Origin of the sequence: Pseudoalteromonas shioyasakiensis, assembly GCF_001550135.1 — a bacterium.
In the GTDB taxonomy this organism is placed as follows: Bacteria; Pseudomonadota; Gammaproteobacteria; order Enterobacterales; family Alteromonadaceae; genus Pseudoalteromonas; species Pseudoalteromonas shioyasakiensis.
The window spans coordinates 304,035-323,064 of the sequence record NZ_LRUE01000022.1 but is presented as its reverse complement, the minus strand read 5'-3'; the positions used below and the strand labels follow the sequence as shown (position 1 = coordinate 323,064).

The 19,030-nt window shown below is 38.6% G+C and carries 19 protein-coding genes and 1 tRNA gene; 12 read left to right on the top strand and 8 right to left on the bottom strand.

Going from position 1 to position 19,030, the window contains the following annotated elements; translation table 11 throughout:
* Positions 1–277 precede the first annotated feature (277 nt).
* On the top strand, positions 278–3,013 hold the full coding sequence (gene polA, locus PASHI_RS18055; protein ID WP_062566574.1) for a DNA polymerase I: 2,736 nt from the start codon (positions 278–280) through the stop codon (positions 3,011–3,013).
* Positions 3,014–3,151: 138 nt separating this feature from the next.
* On the opposite strand, the gene PASHI_RS18050 is transcribed toward polA, so the two are convergent.
* Positions 3,152–4,072: a lipase family alpha/beta hydrolase gene (locus tag PASHI_RS18050; RefSeq protein ID WP_062566573.1), complete on the bottom strand. Its 921-nt coding sequence runs from the start codon at positions 4,070–4,072 to the stop codon at positions 3,152–3,154.
* A gap of 424 nt (positions 4,073–4,496) precedes the next feature.
* Here PASHI_RS18050 and PASHI_RS18045 point away from each other — a divergent pair, with 424 nt between their 5' ends.
* Together PASHI_RS18045 and PASHI_RS18040 are read left to right on the top strand one after the other, a co-directional pair.
* Entirely contained in the window at positions 4,497–5,084 is a 588-nt protein-coding gene (locus PASHI_RS18045) for a YceI family protein (RefSeq protein ID WP_058585960.1), read from the top strand.
* Positions 5,084–5,602: a DUF1285 domain-containing protein gene (locus PASHI_RS18040; protein ID WP_062566572.1), complete on the top strand. Its 519-nt coding sequence runs from the start codon at positions 5,084–5,086 to the stop codon at positions 5,600–5,602. The genes PASHI_RS18045 and PASHI_RS18040 overlap by 1 nt, the downstream gene beginning before the upstream one ends.
* A 4-nt stretch (positions 5,603–5,606) precedes the next feature.
* On the opposite strand, the gene yihA is transcribed toward PASHI_RS18040, so the two are convergent.
* Positions 5,607–6,254, bottom strand: coding sequence for a ribosome biogenesis GTP-binding protein YihA/YsxC (gene yihA, locus PASHI_RS18035; protein ID WP_054561154.1), 648 nt, complete (start codon positions 6,252–6,254; stop codon positions 5,607–5,609).
* A gap of 283 nt (positions 6,255–6,537) precedes the next feature.
* On the opposite strand from yihA, the gene PASHI_RS18030 reads away from it, so the two are divergent.
* The 3 genes from PASHI_RS18030 to PASHI_RS18020 all read left to right on the top strand — a co-directional run bounded on the left by PASHI_RS18030 (position 6,538) and on the right by PASHI_RS18020 (position 9,033).
* Positions 6,538–7,170, top strand: coding sequence for a c-type cytochrome (locus PASHI_RS18030; protein ID WP_054561153.1), 633 nt, complete (start codon positions 6,538–6,540; stop codon positions 7,168–7,170).
* A 751-nt stretch (positions 7,171–7,921) separates the two neighbouring features.
* A complete protein-coding gene (gene yihI / locus PASHI_RS18025) occupies positions 7,922–8,521 on the top strand; it encodes a Der GTPase-activating protein YihI (RefSeq protein ID WP_062566571.1) in 600 nt (199 codons plus the stop codon).
* On the top strand, positions 8,518–9,033 hold the full coding sequence (locus PASHI_RS18020) for a DUF2489 domain-containing protein (RefSeq protein ID WP_054561152.1): 516 nt from the start codon (positions 8,518–8,520) through the stop codon (positions 9,031–9,033). The genes yihI and PASHI_RS18020 overlap by 4 nt, the downstream gene beginning before the upstream one ends.
* 60 nt (positions 9,034–9,093) lie before the next feature.
* On the opposite strand, the gene hemN is transcribed toward PASHI_RS18020, so the two are convergent.
* Complete coding sequence (hemN, locus tag PASHI_RS18015; protein ID WP_062566570.1) at positions 9,094–10,467, bottom strand: oxygen-independent coproporphyrinogen III oxidase; 1,374 nt, start codon at positions 10,465–10,467, stop codon at positions 9,094–9,096.
* A 274-nt stretch (positions 10,468–10,741) separates the two neighbouring features.
* Here hemN and PASHI_RS18010 point away from each other — a divergent pair.
* The 3 genes from PASHI_RS18010 (at position 10,742) to PASHI_RS18000 (ending at position 12,515) form a co-directional block, all read left to right on the top strand.
* Positions 10,742–10,818 (top strand) — tRNA-Ile (locus PASHI_RS18010).
* Positions 10,819–11,113: 295 nt separating this feature from the next.
* Positions 11,114–11,467, top strand: coding sequence for a hypothetical protein (locus PASHI_RS18005; RefSeq protein ID WP_062566569.1), 354 nt, complete (start codon positions 11,114–11,116; stop codon positions 11,465–11,467).
* On the top strand, positions 11,448–12,515 hold the full coding sequence (locus PASHI_RS18000; RefSeq protein WP_062566568.1) for an ImmA/IrrE family metallo-endopeptidase: 1,068 nt from the start codon (positions 11,448–11,450) through the stop codon (positions 12,513–12,515). The genes PASHI_RS18005 and PASHI_RS18000 overlap by 20 nt, the downstream gene beginning before the upstream one ends.
* Position 12,516: 1 nt before the next feature.
* Here PASHI_RS18000 and PASHI_RS17995 read toward each other — a convergent pair whose 3' ends face one another.
* The 4 genes from PASHI_RS17995 to PASHI_RS17980 all read right to left on the bottom strand — a co-directional run bounded on the left by PASHI_RS17995 (position 12,517) and on the right by PASHI_RS17980 (position 15,692).
* Positions 12,517–13,473 carry an alpha-glutamyl/putrescinyl thymine pyrophosphorylase clade 3 protein gene (locus tag PASHI_RS17995; protein WP_062566567.1) on the bottom strand — a complete coding sequence of 319 codons (957 nt, stop codon included), beginning with the start codon at positions 13,471–13,473 and terminating at the stop codon, positions 12,517–12,519.
* A complete protein-coding gene (locus PASHI_RS17990; protein ID WP_062566566.1) occupies positions 13,470–14,486 on the bottom strand; it encodes a thymidylate synthase in 1,017 nt (338 codons plus the stop codon). Before PASHI_RS17990 ends, PASHI_RS17995 begins: the two co-directional genes overlap by 4 nt.
* Before the next feature lie 110 nt (positions 14,487–14,596).
* Positions 14,597–15,478, bottom strand: coding sequence for a site-specific integrase (locus PASHI_RS17985; protein WP_062566565.1), 882 nt, complete (start codon positions 15,476–15,478; stop codon positions 14,597–14,599).
* Entirely contained in the window at positions 15,471–15,692 is a 222-nt protein-coding gene (locus PASHI_RS17980) for a hypothetical protein (RefSeq protein WP_062566564.1), read from the bottom strand. The genes PASHI_RS17985 and PASHI_RS17980 overlap by 8 nt, the downstream gene beginning before the upstream one ends.
* A gap of 507 nt (positions 15,693–16,199) precedes the next feature.
* Between PASHI_RS17980 and PASHI_RS17975 the strand changes: the two genes are divergently transcribed.
* Positions 16,200–17,852, top strand: coding sequence for a P-loop ATPase, Sll1717 family (locus PASHI_RS17975; protein WP_062566563.1), 1,653 nt, complete (start codon positions 16,200–16,202; stop codon positions 17,850–17,852).
* 66 nt (positions 17,853–17,918) lie between these two features.
* Here PASHI_RS17975 and PASHI_RS17970 read toward each other — a convergent pair whose 3' ends face one another.
* The gene (locus PASHI_RS17970; protein ID WP_062566562.1) at positions 17,919–18,182 is read right to left on the bottom strand and encodes a helix-turn-helix domain-containing protein; all 264 of its coding nucleotides are present in this window, start codon (positions 18,180–18,182) and stop codon (positions 17,919–17,921) included.
* A 113-nt stretch (positions 18,183–18,295) separates the two neighbouring features.
* On the opposite strand from PASHI_RS17970, the gene PASHI_RS17965 reads away from it, so the two are divergent.
* Both PASHI_RS17965 and PASHI_RS17960 read left to right on the top strand, forming a co-directional pair.
* Positions 18,296–18,505, top strand: a complete 210-nt coding sequence (locus PASHI_RS17965; protein WP_062566561.1) for a hypothetical protein — start codon at positions 18,296–18,298, stop codon at positions 18,503–18,505.
* Between the two features lie 60 nt (positions 18,506–18,565).
* A complete protein-coding gene (locus tag PASHI_RS17960; RefSeq protein WP_062566560.1) occupies positions 18,566–18,943 on the top strand; it encodes a hypothetical protein in 378 nt (125 codons plus the stop codon).
* Positions 18,944–19,030: the final 87 nt, after the last annotated feature.

Genomic DNA, 19,030 nt, shown 5'->3' with positions numbered 1-19,030 from the left:
AAAAGGTTATCGCTACTAAAACCGTTTTCCACATCGGACAAAAATAATAAAAAAAGAACGCCGTAATATCTTTTTTAAATCAAAACATGAACTTATAAAATTTTCCTAAATGTTTTTTCATTTCGGGAGAACTAGCTCTGTCTGTTATCTACAAAGTTATCCACAGCTTGCTCTGTCATAAACCTTTATTGGTTAATAATTCACAGTCGTTTTCTTCATGGCCTTATGGCATGCTTACAAACAATTTAATGTTATTCAATTAGGATCCAATTTCACCATGGCTCAGATCCCTGAAAATCCACTTATTCTTGTAGATGGTTCTTCTTATTTATTCCGTGCATACCATTCGCCACCGCACCTTACTAACTCAAAAGGTGAAGCGACAGGCGCAATCTATGGCGTAGTTAATATGCTTAAGAGTTTGATCAAGCAATATGATCCGTCGCACATGGTGGTGGTATTTGATGCCAAGGGTAAAACCTTCAGAAATGACATGTACAGTGAGTACAAAGCGAATCGTCCGCCAATGCCGGATGACTTACGCACACAGATCGCACCACTACATAACATTATTAAAGCAATGGGTTTCCCACTGATTAGTATTGAAGGTGTTGAGGCTGACGATGTTATTGGTACCTTTGCGCGCATAGCGTCAGAGCAGCAGCGTCATGTACTGATCTCAACAGGCGATAAAGATATGGCGCAGCTTGTTAATGAGCATGTTACGCTGATCAATACCATGACAGATAGCATTTCAGATCCAGAAACCGTGGTTGAGAAGTTTGGTGTTGGTCCGGAGTTGATCATTGATTACCTTGCTTTAATGGGTGATAAGGTCGATAACATCCCAGGTGTTGATGGCTGTGGTCCAAAAACCGCAGTGAAATGGTTACAAAAATATGGATCATTGCAAGGTGTCATTGATCATGCAGGTGAAATTAAAGGCAAGATTGGTGAAAAACTTGCTGCAGCACTTGATCATCTGCCACTTAGCTATGAATTAGCAACAATTAAGTGTGATGTTGAGGTTGAGTCAGATCTTGAAACTTTTAAGCTGCAAGAGCCTAATCGTGACGAATTGATTGCACTTTATGGTGAATGTGAGTTCCGCCGTTGGTTAGCTGAGCTACTTGATAATCCTAAAGACGCTGACACGCATTTAGATGTGCCAACTGAAGCTAACGAACTACCAAAAGTTGCTGATGCACACTACGAAACTATTTTAACTGAAGAGCAACTTGATACCTTAGTGGCGCAGTTAAATGACGCCGAATTGTTTGCTTTTGATACTGAAACAACCAGCCTTGATTATATGCAAGCGCAATTGGTTGGTATGAGCTTTGCGGTTAAGGCGGGTGAAGCGGCTTATCTTCCGGTTGCTCACGATTACCCTGATGCGCCAGAGCAATTAAGCTTAGAAACCGTAATGGCAAAAATTGGCCCAATCTTAGCTGACGAAAACAAAGCGAAAGTGGGGCAAAACCTTAAGTACGATAAAAGCGTGTTAGCGAATGCGGGCTTCGAGTTAAAGGGTATTAAATACGACACTATGTTGGAGTCGTATGTCTTTAATAGTGTAGGTAGCCGCCATGATATGGATTCACTGGCACTGAAATACCTTGGTCACAAAAATATCAGCTTTGAAGATATTGCCGGTAAAGGTAAAAAGCAGTTAACGTTTAACCAAATTGAGCTAGAAAAAGCGGCGCCTTATGCTGCTGAAGATGCCGATATAACGCTACGCCTTCACCAAGTGTTATGGCCAAAAATTGATGCCGATAGCCAGTTGAAATCAGTATTCGAAGATATTGAGTTACCACTTGTCACAGTGCTTTCTGATATTGAGCGCACTGGTGTTGCAATTGATAGCAACATGCTTGCAGCTCATAGCCAACGTTTAGGTGAACGCCTGTTAGAGCTTGAGCAAGAAGCTTATGATATTGCAGGTGAAAAATTTAACTTAGGCTCACCTAAACAACTGCAAGCTATTTTGTTTGAAAAACTTGAGCTGCCTGTTATTAAGAAAACACCTAAGGGTGCACCTTCGACAGCAGAAGAAGTATTGCAAGAACTTGCCCATGATTATCCATTACCAAAAGTGATTATTGAGCACCGTGGTTTATCTAAACTTAAATCAACCTACACAGATAAACTTCCGCTAATGGTTGATGAGCGCACTAAGCGAGTGCATACCTCTTACCATCAAGCTGTAACAGCAACAGGGCGTTTAAGCTCAACGGATCCTAACTTACAGAATATTCCAATTCGTTCAGAAGAAGGGCGCCGTATTCGTGAAGCCTTTATTGCTGCACCTGGCCATAAAATTGTGGCTGCCGATTACAGCCAAATTGAATTACGTATCATGGCGCATTTATCACAAGATAAAGGCCTATTAACTGCGTTTGCGAATGGTTTAGATGTACACAGTGCTACGGCGGCAGAAGTCTTTGGGGTTAGCCTTGAAGAGGTTACCAGCGATATGCGTCGTAAAGCCAAAGCGGTTAACTTCGGTTTAATTTATGGCATGTCGGCGTTTGGTTTATCACGTCAGTTAGATGTACCACGCCATGAAGCACAGCATTATATTGATAAATACTTCGAGCGTTTCCCTGGCGTACTTGAGTACATGGAAACAACTCGTGAAAAAGCTGCTGATAAAGGGTATGTAGAAACGATTTTTGGTCGCCGCTTACATTTACCAGAAATCAATGCCCGTAACGGTGCTCGTCGTAAAGCCGCTGAACGTGCTGCGATCAACGCACCAATGCAAGGTACTGCTGCTGATATCATCAAAAAAGCGATGCTTAAAGTTCATCAGTGGGTGAACGAGCAAGCTGAAGGTTCAGTGAAGCTGCTAATGCAGGTGCACGATGAATTAGTGTTCGAAATTAAAGAAGAGTGTGTTGACGACTATAAAGCTGAAATTTGTAAGCTAATGTCAGAAGCCGCGACTCTTGATGTGCCTCTGATTGTTGAAGCCGACAGCGGTGACAACTGGCAACAGGCTCACTAATAGTCTCGAAAAAATGAAAGCTATCAGCTAGAAAGTTAGCGAGTTTCTAGGGGAAAGAGTAAAGTTAGCGAGTTGCTTGACACGTAAGCTAAGTCATTTAGGCTTGCTAACTTGCTAACTTGCTAACTTGCTAACTTGCTAAAACCCCAACTCTTGCAATCTCTTTACGTGTTGACGATAAAGCTCAATAGGGTCAATTTCCCGAAAGTTGTGTAAACCAATAAACTGATTAATCTCATCTAAGTGGTTCATTTCATAATCATCTTTGATGACATGTCCTAAATGGCTGCTGCAGCGCGATACAAGGCCATCATCTTTACCTAAAATAAGTAACGAACCAAGCAGCATGGGCAAGTCGGTTGGGTCCAGTATATTGGTGAGTGCTGCTGTACCACTCCACGAAAAATAATACACCCCATTTTCGGCAACTAGCTGACCTTGCTCGCATTTATTTTCTGGTAAACCTTCAGGGTATTTTTGATTAAATGCATGAGCACCCTGTGTACTTAAGCTATTTAATGCACCCAGTGTGTTTTGTGGTAAGTCACTGTTACCTGATAGTAGTGAAATAACACCACCAAATGCATTAAATACTAATTGAGCAGCATGTTCTGCTTGAGAGTTTGCAGGTAGTTTTTGACTAATTAGATCTATAATGTCACTACCATAGTTTGCACCGCCAATACTGGTTACTGAGGCAATTAAATCTGGCCTGACTGAGGCAACATAGCGCACTGTTTGCGCGCCTTGGCTGTGGCCAATCAAATTTACTTTTTTTGCGCCAGTCAGTGCTAAAATTGCTTTTACGCGAGTGAGTAATTGTTCGCCCCGTACTTCAGAGCTATTAATAGCCGAGACCGCTGGCGTGAACACCAAGGTACCATCTTGATTGAGACTTGTAGCAACATTATAAAAATAATCTAGGCCGAGTAGGTTATCGAATCCCATTAGCCCATGAACTAAAATTACCGGATATTGTGTCGTTGTTTTTTTTGCATGGCAGTAGGGGGTCATTAAAAAAAGTAAGGTAGCAAATAAAATTAAGGGGATTTTTTTCATACCTTTTACTCTTCTACTGCAATTTTTATCACTAACAAGCCTTGAAAAAGCCTGATTTTTGCGTGCTGTTGATTCACTTTACCCTAAATTACGGTTCGCTGTAATGTTAACTTTAAGTAAACAAGAAAAGATGGTTTTAGTGTTTCGTTATATGTTTATCAATTTGTGTTGTTTCTGCGGTTATGCAATTTATTTTTAATCCGGTATTTGCTAAAGTCCGCGCCGTCCTCATCCTGTAGGACATCCTGTTGATGATGCATCTGAAAGGATGCAACGTATTGATAGCTTCTCCCCAGTTTGCTATACCGGCTCACTCCTTGTTGAGTGAGTCGCTTTTTCTTTCTCTTATCATACAATTCATTGCACAAATTAACGCAAGTGATACCATCAAAGTGATTCTTATTTACTTTCGAAGGAATGCGTTATGTTTAAATCTTTGGCAATTGCTGCCTTTTCATTATCGAGTATTTTAGTTGCCCCTTTAGCCAGCGCAAACTGGCAAGTTAATAATGAGCAAAGCAATGTGAGCTTTGTGTCTATCAAAAAGAATTCAGTTGCAGAAGCGCATCATTTCAAAAACGTGTCGGGTACACTTAACGAGCAAGGTCAATTTAAGTTGATGATCGATCTGACATCGGTTGAAACTCTGATCCCTATCCGCAATGAGCGCATGACCAAGTTGTTATTTGAGACAGCTAAATTCCCTAATGCAGTGTTAACTGCTGATTTAAGCAAAGCGCTGTTAACGCTAAAACCAGGTCAACATGTGCTTAAAGGTTTGAAAGCTGAATTAGACTTCCATGGCAACAAGAAAGAGTTAACAATTGATGTACTTGCCAATATGTCACCGAAAGGCGATGTTACTGTTTCATCGTTTACGCCGGTGATTATTAATGCAAGTGATTTCAAAGTAACAGAAGGTATTAGTGAGTTACAAAAACTTGCGGGTTTACCATCAATTGCGACAGCTGTTCCTGTAACATTTTCTTTGACGCTAGATAAAGAAAAATAATGCAATCACTTGCTGACTTAGAAGCCGCTCTTCAGGCACCCGATAAACCTTTTGATCAATGGCAGCCACAAAACTGTGGACAAGTGCCTATATTGATTGATGCGCAAGGGCGGTGGTTTTATGCCGGCAGTGAAATAAAGCGCGAGGCAATGGTTAAACTCTTTGCCTCTGTGCTTTGCAAAGAAGCAGGTAGTTATTTTTTAAAAACACCCGTCGAGAAAATGGCTATCACGGTCGATGATGTACCTTTTATTATTGTTGATTGGCGCTTTGAAGATACAGAGCAAGGCCGTGCGCTTTGTTGTGTTGATAATTTACAGCGCGCTTGGTTGGTTTCAGCAAAGCAACCACTATTACTGAGAGAATTTGAAGGTGTCAGTGTGCCTTATCTTCAATTAGCACATGGCTTGGCTGCGAGGGTATCGAGAAATGTTTATTATCAGTGGGCCGAAATAGCCTGCTCAGACGAGCAGGGCTACTATATAGAATCATTAGCCAAGCGTTATTACTTGGCCTAAGCGATTAAGCTTCTGGTTGTTCGTCAGACTCAGGTGCTTGAGCTTCAATGGGCCCTAAGAACCACTCATCAAGCTTTTTAGCAACTTCAGGTAAGCCTGTGCCTTTTAGTGAAGAGAAGGCATGTACTGTAATATCACCATCTAAACTACTTAACTCACGACGAACTTGTAAAACTTGAGCTTTTCGCGCGCCCTGTTTTAGCTTGTCGGCTTTAGTTAATAGTGCCAGCACTGGAATTTCGCTGCCCACGGCCCAGTCGATTAAGTCACGGTCTAAATCTTTTAACGGGTGGCGAATATCCATCAAAACAACGATACCTTTTAAGCTTTGACGTTTTTGTAAGTATTCACCTAGTGACTTTTGCCATTTCTTCTTCATTTCGATAGGAACTTTAGCAAAACCATAGCCTGGTAAGTCGATAAGGCGTTTATCGGCATCAAGTTCAAAGGTATTGATCAGCTGAGTACGACCGGGTGTTTTAGAAGTACGCGCTAACTTTTGATCTGTTAACGTGTTTAAAGCACTTGATTTACCCGCATTAGAGCGACCAGCAAACGCGACTTCAATCCCCGTATCAGCAGGTAAGCGTGAGATATCAGGTGCGCTGGTAACAAAGGACGCAGTATTGTATTTGATACGAGATTTGAGCACAGGCTCTCCTAGTCTTTTATAAAAAATAACAAACAGTGGCTAATTTCCACTTAAGGCACGTATTTTATACTATTAAAGCAGCATTCAAAAGCGTATTTAAGCGTGCTAAATTGGCTTTAAATTAGGAAAATTACTAGGTATAAACTTAATCTAAGTCAAATCCCTATAAATTATGAGCTTAATGTGGGCAGAAAACGTGCCAGAGAATTTATTATCGTGTAGAATATAGAAATCACAACATCCATATTGTAGATGATACAGGGTCGGAAACAGAGAATTCACCATGAAAAAAATAGCACTATCTTTAACTATATTGCTTGGTACGTTGTCAGCAAGCAACGCAACAGCATTTGATGGCGATGTAAACGCAGGTAAAGAGAAATCGGCAACGTGTGCGGCTTGTCACGGCCCAGACGGTAATGCACCGGTTAATATCTACCCTAAAATTGCAGGCCAACACGCAGATTATATCTATAAACAATTACAAGAGTTTAAATTAGGTATGACATCTGGCGGCAAAGAAGGTCGTATGGATCCAGTAATGAGTGGTATGGCTATGCCGCTTAGCGATCAAGACATGAAAGACCTAGCAGCTTACTTCTCTTCTTTAAATATGTCTGAAGGTACAACGCCTAAAGATGTAGTAGAAGTAGGTCAGCAGCTTTATAAAGCCGGTGATGCAGAGCGTGGTATTCCAGCATGTGCTGCGTGTCACGGTCCTCGTGGTAACGGTACATCACTAGCTAAATTCCCGAAAGTTTCGTTCCAACATCCAGAATACATCAAGTCACAACTTGAAAAATTCCGTGATGGTACGCGTAATAACGACTTAAACGGTATGATGCAAGACATCGCTAAAAAGCTAACAGACAAAGACATCGAAGTACTTTCAAAATACTTAGGTGGCTTACACTAAAGTCTGATTGCGGGTAGTAATACTCCGCAGTAATATGTGATTAGTGTGAAAAAAGCAGCGCAAGCTGCTTTTTTTGTATTTAAACTATGTCGAAATCTCCTACGCCTTTGTGAGACATTGTCCATATCGAGCTGTAAGCTAAATCTTATTTTTATTTCAATTTTATACATAACTCTTTGTTATTAAATAAGTTGAGCTTGTTGCAATATCTTATCTGTAAGAAAAATTATATAAATCAGTTGTAACAAAATTATTAATGAGTAAATTAACCACTGTCGCTGAGACAGCAAAAACAACATGGACAATGTAATAAGGAAAGTGACTGCGGCAAGTCTTTAGGGGTTGACACTGGTTAGGTGTCCTAAAGGAAATAACAAAAAAGCGTCAGGATTGACCGAGAATAATAAAAGCTCATGGAAGTTTAATAATAAAAACAAAATGGAATGCTACACGGAAGGTTAAAACAATAACAAAATGGATAAACAATAATAATAAAAATAATAAAGACTAAAAAGTCGAAGGGAGAAGTGTCCAGATAATTGGCGCTCAGATTAGTAGGCGGTAGAGATGTTTTCTCTACCGCCTTTTTATTTGTCCTGTTACAATAGCCACCGTTTGTACTAAAAGTATGAAAAGTGCGCAGTTCGTCAAGTTGACCAACCACATCCGCACATCGAATTCTTCTGGTTATGCCAGCATTACAATGCCACAAAGGCGTTGTGCACAACCTCTTAAGTGAGATGATCAAGATATGAGTAGAAAGAAAAAGTCGCGTAAAATTCCATCGAATGGTCCTGTACGTCTAAGCAAAGAAAAGCTTAGAGAGATGCGCGCGTTAAAAGAGCAGCGAGTTAAAAAGACCAAAGGTGCTAAACCTGGGTCTCGAAATGCACCTGATGCACAAAATGCAGAAAACACTGCTGTAAACAATCAACCGAAAGATAAGCGTGTTGGTAGTAAAAAGCCGGTTTCTTTAGTTGCGCCTAAGGCTGAGCCGAAAGTTGAAATGAAACGCAACTTAAAACCTATGGTTGAGCTTAAGAAAGTGGCTGAGCCTGAACTAACACCAGAGCAAGAGTTAGAAGCGCTAGAGAATGACGAGCGTCTACTTAAGCTAGTTGAGCGTCATGAGCGCGGTGAGTTATTAACAGGTAAAGATGCTAAGTACTTCAATAGCCGTATTGCTCGCCACCAAGCACTGTGTGAGTTATTAGGCATTGAAGATGAAGACGAGTACGAAGATGACTTTGAAGATGATTCATACGATGAAGGTGAATCTGACTTCGATAAGTACTTATCTGATGACTTAGCCAATGAATGGTTTGATGACGAAGATGAGGATGAGCGATGAGCACAACCTTGATTATTGCCATTGTAATTGGTGCGGCAATTATCGCAGGGCTTGCGTTTTATGCAGGGCAACTTCTGTATAAACTAAAAGAGCAAAATAAGCTTATCGCCAAGAAGCAAGCTGAGCATGAGCAAAAGCTTGCGGCATCAAAAGCAAAGCGTAATGCAAAGCTAGCCGATAGCATTCATTTAATTGCCCGTGCAATGAATGAAGAGCAATGTGAGTTCTCAGAAGGTTGCTTACGTATTTGGGTGCTGATCTCTCAATACAGCTTTGCAGAAGAGTTTGAGCTAAGTGAGCGCTACCCAGGCATATTTAAAATGTACGAAGTCGTAAAAGATATGCCAACGCACGATGCCCGTAAGAAATACTCTAAAAAAGAGATTTTTAAAATGGACACCGCTCGCTGGCGTGCTGAAGAACAGCATAGCGATGAAATTAAAGCAGATTGCGCACGTATAATTGAAGAGTTTAAAGCCGCTCCAGGCAGCGAAAACGTAGTATTCAATTAAACAAACATGCTGCGATTTAAGCAAAATAGAAGCAGAGCCTAGGCTCTGCTTTTTGTTGGGCTAGATAACTCGTGAGAAACGAGTTTGCTTGATTTGTTGTTGTAGGTGCGCATCAAAGCACATACAAATAATACGAATAAATAAATTACCGCGAGCTGTTACTGTGATCTTATCTTGGCTAACAGACACCAAGCCATCAGCTAGTAATGGGTCGAGTGCCTGTAGTGCCTCGCAGAAGTAGCTGGCAAAGTTAATATTAAACTGTTTTTCGATTGCTGGAATATCCAGCTCAAACTGGCAGATCAATTGTTTGATCACTGCGGCACGTAACGTATCGTCATCAGTTAAAGCAACACCTTTACAGATTGCACTGCCATAGCCTTCTTGCACAGCTTTGTAATAGTGCTTCAACTCTTTTTCGTTTTGTAAAATGGCATTGCCTATTTGCGAAATCGATGACACACCCAAACCTAATAAGTCACATTGGCCATGCGTTGTGTAACCTTGGAAATTACGGTGTAATTGACCTGCGTTTTGTGCAATCGCTAGTTCATTGTCTTTACGGGCAAAGTGGTCCATACCAATAAACTGATAACCCGCCGCTAACATCTGCTCAAGGGTATTTTTGAACATAGTGAGCTTATCGCCCGCAGATGGTAAGTCAGCGTCTTTAATTTTACGCTGTGCAGCGAATCTATCTGGTAAGTGAGCATAGTTAAATACCGACACGCGATCAGGGTTTAGCTCAATCAGCTGTGCAATCGTCTCTTTAAAGCTCTCAGGTGTTTGCAGTGGCAAACCGTAAATCATATCGGCATTAATAGATTTAAAGCCAAGTTCACGAGCCTCACTAATTAAACCTTTTACAGATTGCACGCTTTGCGGGCGATTAACTGCCAGTTGCACATCATCATTAAAGTCTTGAATACCAAATGAGACACGATTGAAGCCAAGCTGACGTAGGTGTACTAGCATGCCATCAGCTAAAGAACGAGGGTCAATCTCAATACCGCGCTCGGCATCATCAGCAAAATTAAAATGCTGCTCAACCAATACCATTAAGCGGCTCATTTGCTCTGCCGATAAGAACGTTGGCGTACCACCCCCTAAATGCAGTTGTTCAATGTTATAATCGGCAAAAAGCGTTGCTTGCTCAGCAATTTCAAGCGCTAAATTATCTAGGTATAAATCGGCTTTAGATTGATGACGAGTGATCACCTTATTACAACCACAGTAATAACAAAGCTGACTGCAAAAAGGGATATGGATATACAAAGATAAAGAACGGCTTTTCGACGCCGCAATCGCGTTAATCATATCTTGTTGGTTATAACCATCAGCTAAAGACAATGCTGTTGGGTAAGATGTATATCGAGGACCAGAAATATTGTACTTGTTGATCAGAGATTGATCCCAGCTTGGTAAATTTATCACAGTCAGCACTCCGCAATTGATTGAGCGGCTATTTTAACGAGTTTAGTGATTTAGCTATTTGATCTAGAACAATGTCGGAGGCTAGAAACTAATCGGCATGCTTTAAGGTCGTTGTAAAAACAAAGAGTTTACTATTTGAGCAGTTGATTTAGTGATTGTTAAAATAAAGGGTTTTGCTAGTGACAAGGTTACAAAAACTTTTTATACTGCATCCCGCTTTAGTCAGTTAAACCTGCTAAACGCATCAAAAAAATTTAGCTTTCGCTAATACAATGGCCCCTTAGCTCAGTTGGTTAGAGCACACGACTCATAATCGTTAGGTCCCCAGTTCAAGTCTGGGAGGGGCCACCATTTTTACAAGCTTTCCAAGTAAACACCTACTAACAGAAATTACCCTGTGCTACCTCTGTGCTACTTTTTATTATAACAACTCAATGTGGCCTTGTAATTTTTATGACTTATAGTGATTAGTTGGCGCATTATTGTAAATAGTGGGGATGTTGCAGCTACTTAATCATTGAAGTCTTAAAATGGAATAGGCTTTTAGCTGTTTTAAGGTCTTTGTTTGAAATTATCTGCCCTAGACAAAAAAGATACAAAACGAGTATTATAACGACATAATTAGGGAAAAGATTACAAGGTCATAGTGGAAATAGCTTTCAGCTCAAAGGAACTCAGGGATTCATGTAGCCAGTATTTAAAATTAAAAGAAATGGTTGGGGATTTTGCTGATGTATTGATGTCTCTTCTTGAAGATATCAAAGCTTGTTGTTCTTTTTTAGATTTAAAGAACCTATTATCTTTTCCTTATTGTATTCAAAATCATATGTCCCCAGAGCGTCTTATCATTAAAATTACTGATACAATTGAGTTGGCTTTTGTTTCAAACAACAGCTATGTTCATAATGATGGGAAAAATATAAATTGGGATTATGTTACCCATTTAAAATTAGTCGAAATTTTGGACAATGGAGTGCAAAATGCAAAATTTTCAGCCTAACTGGTGCTCCCCACCAGGTGTAACAATCCAAAGTTTAGCTAAGAAAAATGACTTTTCCAATGAAGAGCTAATGAATCAATTAGACTTAGATTCAGATGATTTTAAGAACCTTCTAAAAGGCTTTTCAAAATTAACATCTGATATAGCTGAGAGACTTGAGGGAGTTTTTGGGGTATCTAAGTCTTTTTGGATAAATAGGGAAAAGAACTATTTCCAGTCACTAAAGCATCAGGCGAGTGAGTGTGAAAGTTGGTTCAATGAATTGCCTGTTTCTGATTTAGTTAACAGAGGATTCCTTATTAAGAACTCATCTAAACCATATAAAGTGGCACAGTGTTTAGATTTTTTTGAATCCAAAGCTATTGATGAGTGGGAGAGCCTGTACCAATCGCAAATGGAGAAAGTTGCTTTTAGAACATCAAACTCATTTGACTCAAAACCTTTAGCTGTTACTACATGGCTCAGGTTAGCTGATATCTATAGCGCAGACCAAAAGCCTAAAAAGCTCAATAAAGAACTATTATTAGCGAATTTGAGTAACATTAAACCTCTATCTAGAATCACTGAACCAAAAATATTTTTACCTCAGTTGAAGTCAATTCTGAATGACTGTGGTGTGAAGCTTGCGGTTGTAAAGCCAATAAAGGGGTGTAAAGCGAGCGGTGCAACTTTTTTTAAAGAGGGCACTCCTATCGTTGCATTAAGCTTTAGATATCTTAGTGATGATCATTTTTGGTTCACCCTATTCCATGAGTTAGGTCATGTAATTTTACATAGTAAAACTCAGGTCTTCATTGAAGGGATAAGAAACGATTCTGAACCAGAAATGTTCGAAGAGGAAGCTAATGATTTTGCAATGTCAACATTGGTTCCAAGGGAGTATCAACCTTATCTTTTTAGTCTAAGAGTTAAAGATTATGCAAAAATTATGCGTTTAGCTAGACAGCTAGAAGTTTCGGCTGGAATTCTGGTTGGCCAACTACAGCATAAAGGACTTATACCTCATTCTCATTTAAACAAATTGAAAACTAAATACAAATGGGGTTAATTTAACCCCTAAAATATTTATAAGATGAGGTGTTTTTTTGCCAATTACACAGAGCATCTTCGAGGATTTGCATTTTAAATTTACCTAGCTCTAAAGCGTCTCCGAGTTCAGAAAGCTTTTCTTCGAAGACTTCATTTTTCCAATTCATAGTTTGATTAACCCCGTAAAGAAGCCTAGTTCCTTGGATTGGACCAGTTGAACCTTGTAGGTATAACTTTTTAGGTACGGCGTCTATGATTCCTATTTTTGAGAGCATAGTTAGGTAGTCAAAAGCACCTGTTCTACCTATTGATGATACTGATTGCACTGACCGATAAAGAAATTCAAAAAAATCTATTTCTACTTTATTAGCAAGGTGCTTTGCTTCATCAAATTTCGCGTAATGACTGCTACCAACCCAAGAAACATATGAGTTGAAAACTCTAGCTAGTGATCTTGCCGCATTTGGTTTTAAAGATTCATATTTTCTGTGATTCCCAAACTTTCTGACTACACCATCAGATATCATCTTTGGATAACATGACTTGTACCACTGTTCAAAAGCCATAGGGTTTGAACTTATCTCATTCCATGACCATATGTCTCTTTCTCCATAAGCTCCATAAATATCGGCACATAGCCTAAATCCTGAATCTGGGTTTTTACCGAAGTGGGTAAACAAGAAAACTAGCCACGCCGCTTCATCAATCTCATCATTATTAAAGTAATAAATTGCAGCTCTAAGTGGGTCAAAAGCAGAATTAAGAGGATCTAAGCGGCTTTTTGAAATGGATCTCTTCTTTAATGCTTCAATATAGTCAACTCTTCTAATGCTATCGATAAGTTGCAGTACTAATGTGCGAGCGATGTCATCTGATTCAATTATTGAAATATTTTCTTCGTTAGCGTTATAGTTTAGTAATTTATTATGCAGTTGCTCAACTGCACTAGATTGATGTGATCTTAATAACAATTTCAATAACTCCCTTTATATTTTGCCTCGATAATTTTATTTTCTAGGATATTTACATAATTTTTGCATTCAAACTTATCTTTTACAGCCTCTAGAGAGGTTATATATTGGTCAAAGCTAATTTCATCATTTTGAAGCTCTCTTTTTTTTCTGAAAGAGTATAGTAATAGCAGTATGTCAATCCAATAACTTGGTACTGAAGAAGTAAATATTTCTGTGAAACTAGTACTGCCTTGTCTTATTTTTTCTTCTAGTCTCAATATTTCACCTTTTATCGGCAAGAAGTCTTGTACCTTTGGCATTATTGACATTATAGGAGCCTCGGCAGCCCAGCCTTTTTCAATGAAACGATTAACATCCTCTAAATTCTCTTCATAGATATGAAGACTACCAACATAATGATGGTATAGGCCTATTTCAACACCTAACTCAATAGAGATAATTTCTTGTAGCATAGTAAATACAAATATATCGTGAGGTAACCCTTTATAGGCATCATTGGACCTCATATTTACATACATGTTGAGTTTTCCATTTCTGATCATGAATTGCCAGCTAAGGGTACAAGGGATATCTTTATAAGTGTCTGCTGTATCATGCGCACCAAATAATTGGATTACAGCTTGTCTAGTTGTTGGCTTACTTTTGAGGCATTGTAGAACTTGTTCGTATTGATTAAACTTCCCATCAAAATCAAATATTCTTTTACCGTAAGCACCATGGACATGGCCATCATCTTCTGCAAATTTAGCGTAATCTTTCAAGTAATAAGATATAAAGTCTAAAGCATCAGAGCCAGAAAGGTACCAAAAAAACTCTCCCAAGCAACTATAAATTGTTTGTTTTATGTCTGTTCTACTTAATCTTGCTACAGGGTTAGTTAATGTGATTAAGCAACTATCATACTCGATAAAGTCACCCTTGGTGGCGGTATATTTAGAGCCCTTCTTCAGTAATAAATCAAAAGTATTTAGAAGAATATCATCAACAGATGCTCCCTCAATGTGTCTATCGCTCATTTGAATATCCTTGTTCAGTAGCATTAACTTACAGTACCAATTAGTTAATAGAAAGATATAAATTTACGAACATAACTTTAAAGTTTATAGAATTACTAAACAAATAAGAGCTACTTTAAATAAACCTCAGTTATTTCAGCCCTGAAATGGCCTAGCTCTTGCGATACCGTTTCGAGAGCAGTTGCTCTACTTAAACCTAAGCTTTTTAGCTCAGTCATTCTCTCTTGCGCATAGCTATGCCTAAGGCCATGCCCGCCATTAGAAAAAAAGAGTGTGCGGCTAGATGCTTTCGAGAATGAGCATGACCATTTATGACCACCTCCAATATCATAACGTTGCAAATAGTTAATTTCCCTATCACGAACCGTTATGGGCTGCGCTAAGCGCCTTTGTTCTAGCTGGTTAGCTAAAGTGTTAGGTATTAGTACATCACGGATTAGGCCGCCTTTGCCTTTTACTGTATAAATACGACCTTCTCGACCAAGCCATTTACTGTCTAGCGCTGGACGGTTATCTGCTTTACGCTCTGATACTTTTGCAATTGTTAAAAGCTCATGGGCTCTTAATCCTGCTGCGTAGGCTATTTGTGTTGATAAATTATATTTTCTAGTTTGATGTTCACTAATTGCATGGGCTTGGGCTGGAGTGTAGGCGCGAGACTTTTCGATTATCTCTTTTTCGGATTTTATTACGGTCAGCGTTTCTTTAGGGCCAAGTTTGCCGTTGAGTTTAAACATAGCTTGGATTGCTTGCCGTTCCATATCCAGTGTTTTTTGGCCTGCAAACTCACTGCGGTAATCAAGGTATTTATAAGCATCTTGAGTGCTCATCCCTTGCACACCATTGATGCCAATATCCTTTGACCACCGAGCTATTTTTATAAGTGCAGTTTTATAACTTCGAGCAGTACCTAAAGACTTAATAATTTTGTGCTTAAATAAGTTTTTAGCTAGCTTTTCCGCTTGCGTTTCTGGTTTTGCGAACTTAGGCATTTTTATCAACCCACCGTTTTACAGTTGTCCAATGTGCTCTCACTCCTTTACGCAAGAGCCATCTTTGTAGGTTGGCTATATTCGTACCTTCTTCGTAAAGAGCTAAAAGTCGTTGTTTATGTTTATCTAGCTTGGATGACTTAAATCGTTTTTTACTGATCAATTTTTTCTCATTTTTTAGGCGCTGTGCTTCTGCTTTAGCATTAAAGGTCATAGTTATTCTCCGATGTGATTGTAAGAAAAACTGGCTGATTAAGCTCAGCGGCTAATGCCTATTCGCCCCTGTTTTACGCATGCGTAAGGCTCGGACTGATCGCGCCTAAAAATCAAAAGACTTGGTTTTATAATGAAGCTGAAAGCTTCTGAAGTGGGGGTTACAGAGAATGTAACAACGTGTTGAAGGCAGCAGGAAAGCGCCTGTTTTTTTCTTGCCCGTAGGGCTTGATTAATATTTAGATTAGCAGCTTTAATTAATATTTCAATCTGCAAATAAAAACCTGCGTGTAAGATGCTCAAGAGCCCATACCCCGCTATGTGCAAGCCTGTTTTAGGCTTCTACATAGCGGGGTATGGGCGAAGCCCAGAAAAGAGGAGGCAATTGCTCATGATGCCTCATTTTAAAAATTCAAATCTTAAAGCTATTTTAATCAACACAGTTTAAGTTTTACCCAACATGTGAAAGTATATAGGTTGAAGATTCTTAGATTTATATGGAAATAGAATGGCGAAAAGTCCTAAACAAGATTTTGTATTTAAGAAGCATATGTCTATTGGTGAGGCAGATGCAGAAAACGATTTAAACTTCTTAGCTGATTGTTTTGTTGATATTGGTGACTTTGAAGTTATAGAAAATACAGAAGCCCCGCAATCAATTGTTTTAGGTCGAACAGGCATTGGAAAGAGTGCTCTTTTGGAGCAACTGGAAAGTAGCTCTGAAAATGTTATTAGGATTGAACCTGAATCTTTAGCGTTAAGACATATTTCAAATTCTACAGTCTTAAATTTTTTTGAGGGTTTAGGTGTAAATTTAGATATTTTTTATAATTTGCTTTGGCAGCATACTTTCGCAGTTGAGCTTATCAAATATAAATATAACATTGACTCCATTCAAGCAAAAACCAACTTCATTGATTTAATAACCAACCTACTGTCAGGTAATTATAAAAAACAACAAGCCTTAAAGTATATTGAAGAGTGGGGGGACAAATTTTGGGTCGATACTGAAACCAGAATCAAAGAATTAACGGAAAAGCTTGAAGCAAGCCTAAAATCTTCGATTTCTTCAAATGTACCAGGTGTAAAAATCACTGGAGGTGCAGGAGGGGCAATGACAGAAGAGGTTAAGTCAGAAGTAATCCACTATGGAAAAAAAGTTGTAAATACTGTCCAAATTGAAAAACTAGCAAAATTGGTAAATATTCTTGCTGATGATATTTTTAATGACCGAAAGCAAAAAACATTTATTGTTATAGATAGACTTGATGAAAACTGGGTAGATGATGAGCTTAGATATAAGTTAATCAAGGCTTTAATTGAAACAATTAAAAAGTTTAGAGCAATAAAACCAGTAAAAATAGTTATTACTCTTAGAACAGACTTACTTCATCGAGTGCTGGATAAGACTAAAGATTCAGGCTTTCAACCGGAGAAGTACAATAGTTTTTATTTAAAAATGGGATGGAGTCGTCCTCAGCTCAAAAGCCTGTTAGATATGAGGATTAATCAATTACTAAAGAACAAATACACTAATAGTGAAGTTTTTTTTGAAGATATCTTCCCGAATAAAATAGATAAGGTTACACCTCTTGATTATATTTTAGATAGGACATTGATGAGGCCAAGAGATGCTATTATATTTGTTAATGAGTGTCTTATTGAAGCACAAGGAAAAACTGAAATTACAGGTTCAATGATTAAGCAAGCAGAATTAGCTTATTCTCAAGGGCGTTTGGAGTCACTTAAATTTGAATGGCGAACAGAGCACCAATTGTTAGAAAAATATATTGAACTATTACATCATAAAAATAGTAAATTTAAAGTTTCTAGCATTTTAGATGAAGAATTAGAGCAAGTTATTTTGGGCTTAATAGAAATCCCTAAAGAGCAAGGTGACTTGGCCGTCAAAAGCGCACATGACTATGTTAAATCGAGCTATCCATCATCTCTCTCTTTCATGACTCAAGTTAGGCAGAATATTTTGTATACGCTATATAAAATAGGCATTGTTGGTATCAAAGTTGATGGGACAAGCACTGTAAAGTGGAGCCATGATAGAACTCAAAACTTAACTCCTAAACTCATAGAGCAAACTTCTATTGTCTATATACACAAGATGTTATGGAGAAGCTTAGCAATTGATAAAAGGCCTTCTTAACATAGGGGCTTTCAAATAACCTCTATAAGGGATAGTTATTTGCGATGAAGACACATGGAGAAGGTATTATAAGCACCATTCCCTAATAACACTTGCCAGCTCATCTTCAATACAATACAGGTACGCAGTTGGCACATCTAAAATATCAGCCAGAGCTTTCACTGTTTTAAAGTCTGGAGAATGTACACCTTTTTCGTATTGGTTCATTCTTGCTGATGCTGCAAATTGATCCATTCCAGCCAAAATTCCCAACTGTTTTTGCGATAGCCCTTTGGCTTTTCTTGCCTCTTTTAAGCGTTTTGGAAATGGTGATTCGTCATTAGTTTTCATTATTTATTGTTCTTAGCTTGAAAACTAAGAGTTTCTTAGCTTTAATTGAATCTAGATACTAAGGAATCCTTAGTTTTTGCTTTCGTGGGTAATTTGAATTTGGAGGAATGAATATGCTTGAAACATTTGTGTGTGTATCAGTCGGGACTATCTACTTGTTGGTAAGTATATTTACAAGTGATGAGCAGTCGTCGAAAGAAAAAGAGCAACTAGATAAATTGAATGATGGTATGGGCAATATTATTGCTGATGATGAATTTATGTCGCGTGAAGAAGCTGAAGATGCACAATCACGTGGGGAACTTTACGACACCTATTACTAATCACATAAAGAATAGGTCAGCGATCAAAATTAGGCATGCCTAATTTTAAGGAGCAATGTAATGCTACTTTTAGATCTATACAAAAATGTTGAGCTAAGGCCATTCATCCCAGTAGTCGTTGAGTTTCAGAGCCGCTTGGCTGGTATCGAAGCTGAATGTGAACCATTAGGGCTATCATTTGAGAAAGAAGTGCAATCAGAGCAGGAAATCTTTTTTGCTCTAATTTCTCAAAAAGCGTTTGCTTTCGACGTGACAAATGAAACCGGTGAGGTTTGGGATATTAGATTAGAGCCTTTCAGCCATTTTAAGTCTCGAAGCAAAAAAATAACTTTTCCCTTTATGGGTTGTAATGAGCAGAAGCAACAAAATATTAGTGAGTGGATTATTGCTTTGTGTAATTGGGAAGGATCTTTTCTATACTCAAATGCAAAGCATTAGCAGAGATTGCAGTTATGACAATATACGAATGGTTTCAAATGTGGATTTTAATGGTGTTAGCTATTAGAGCCACTCGTCGTTACGACA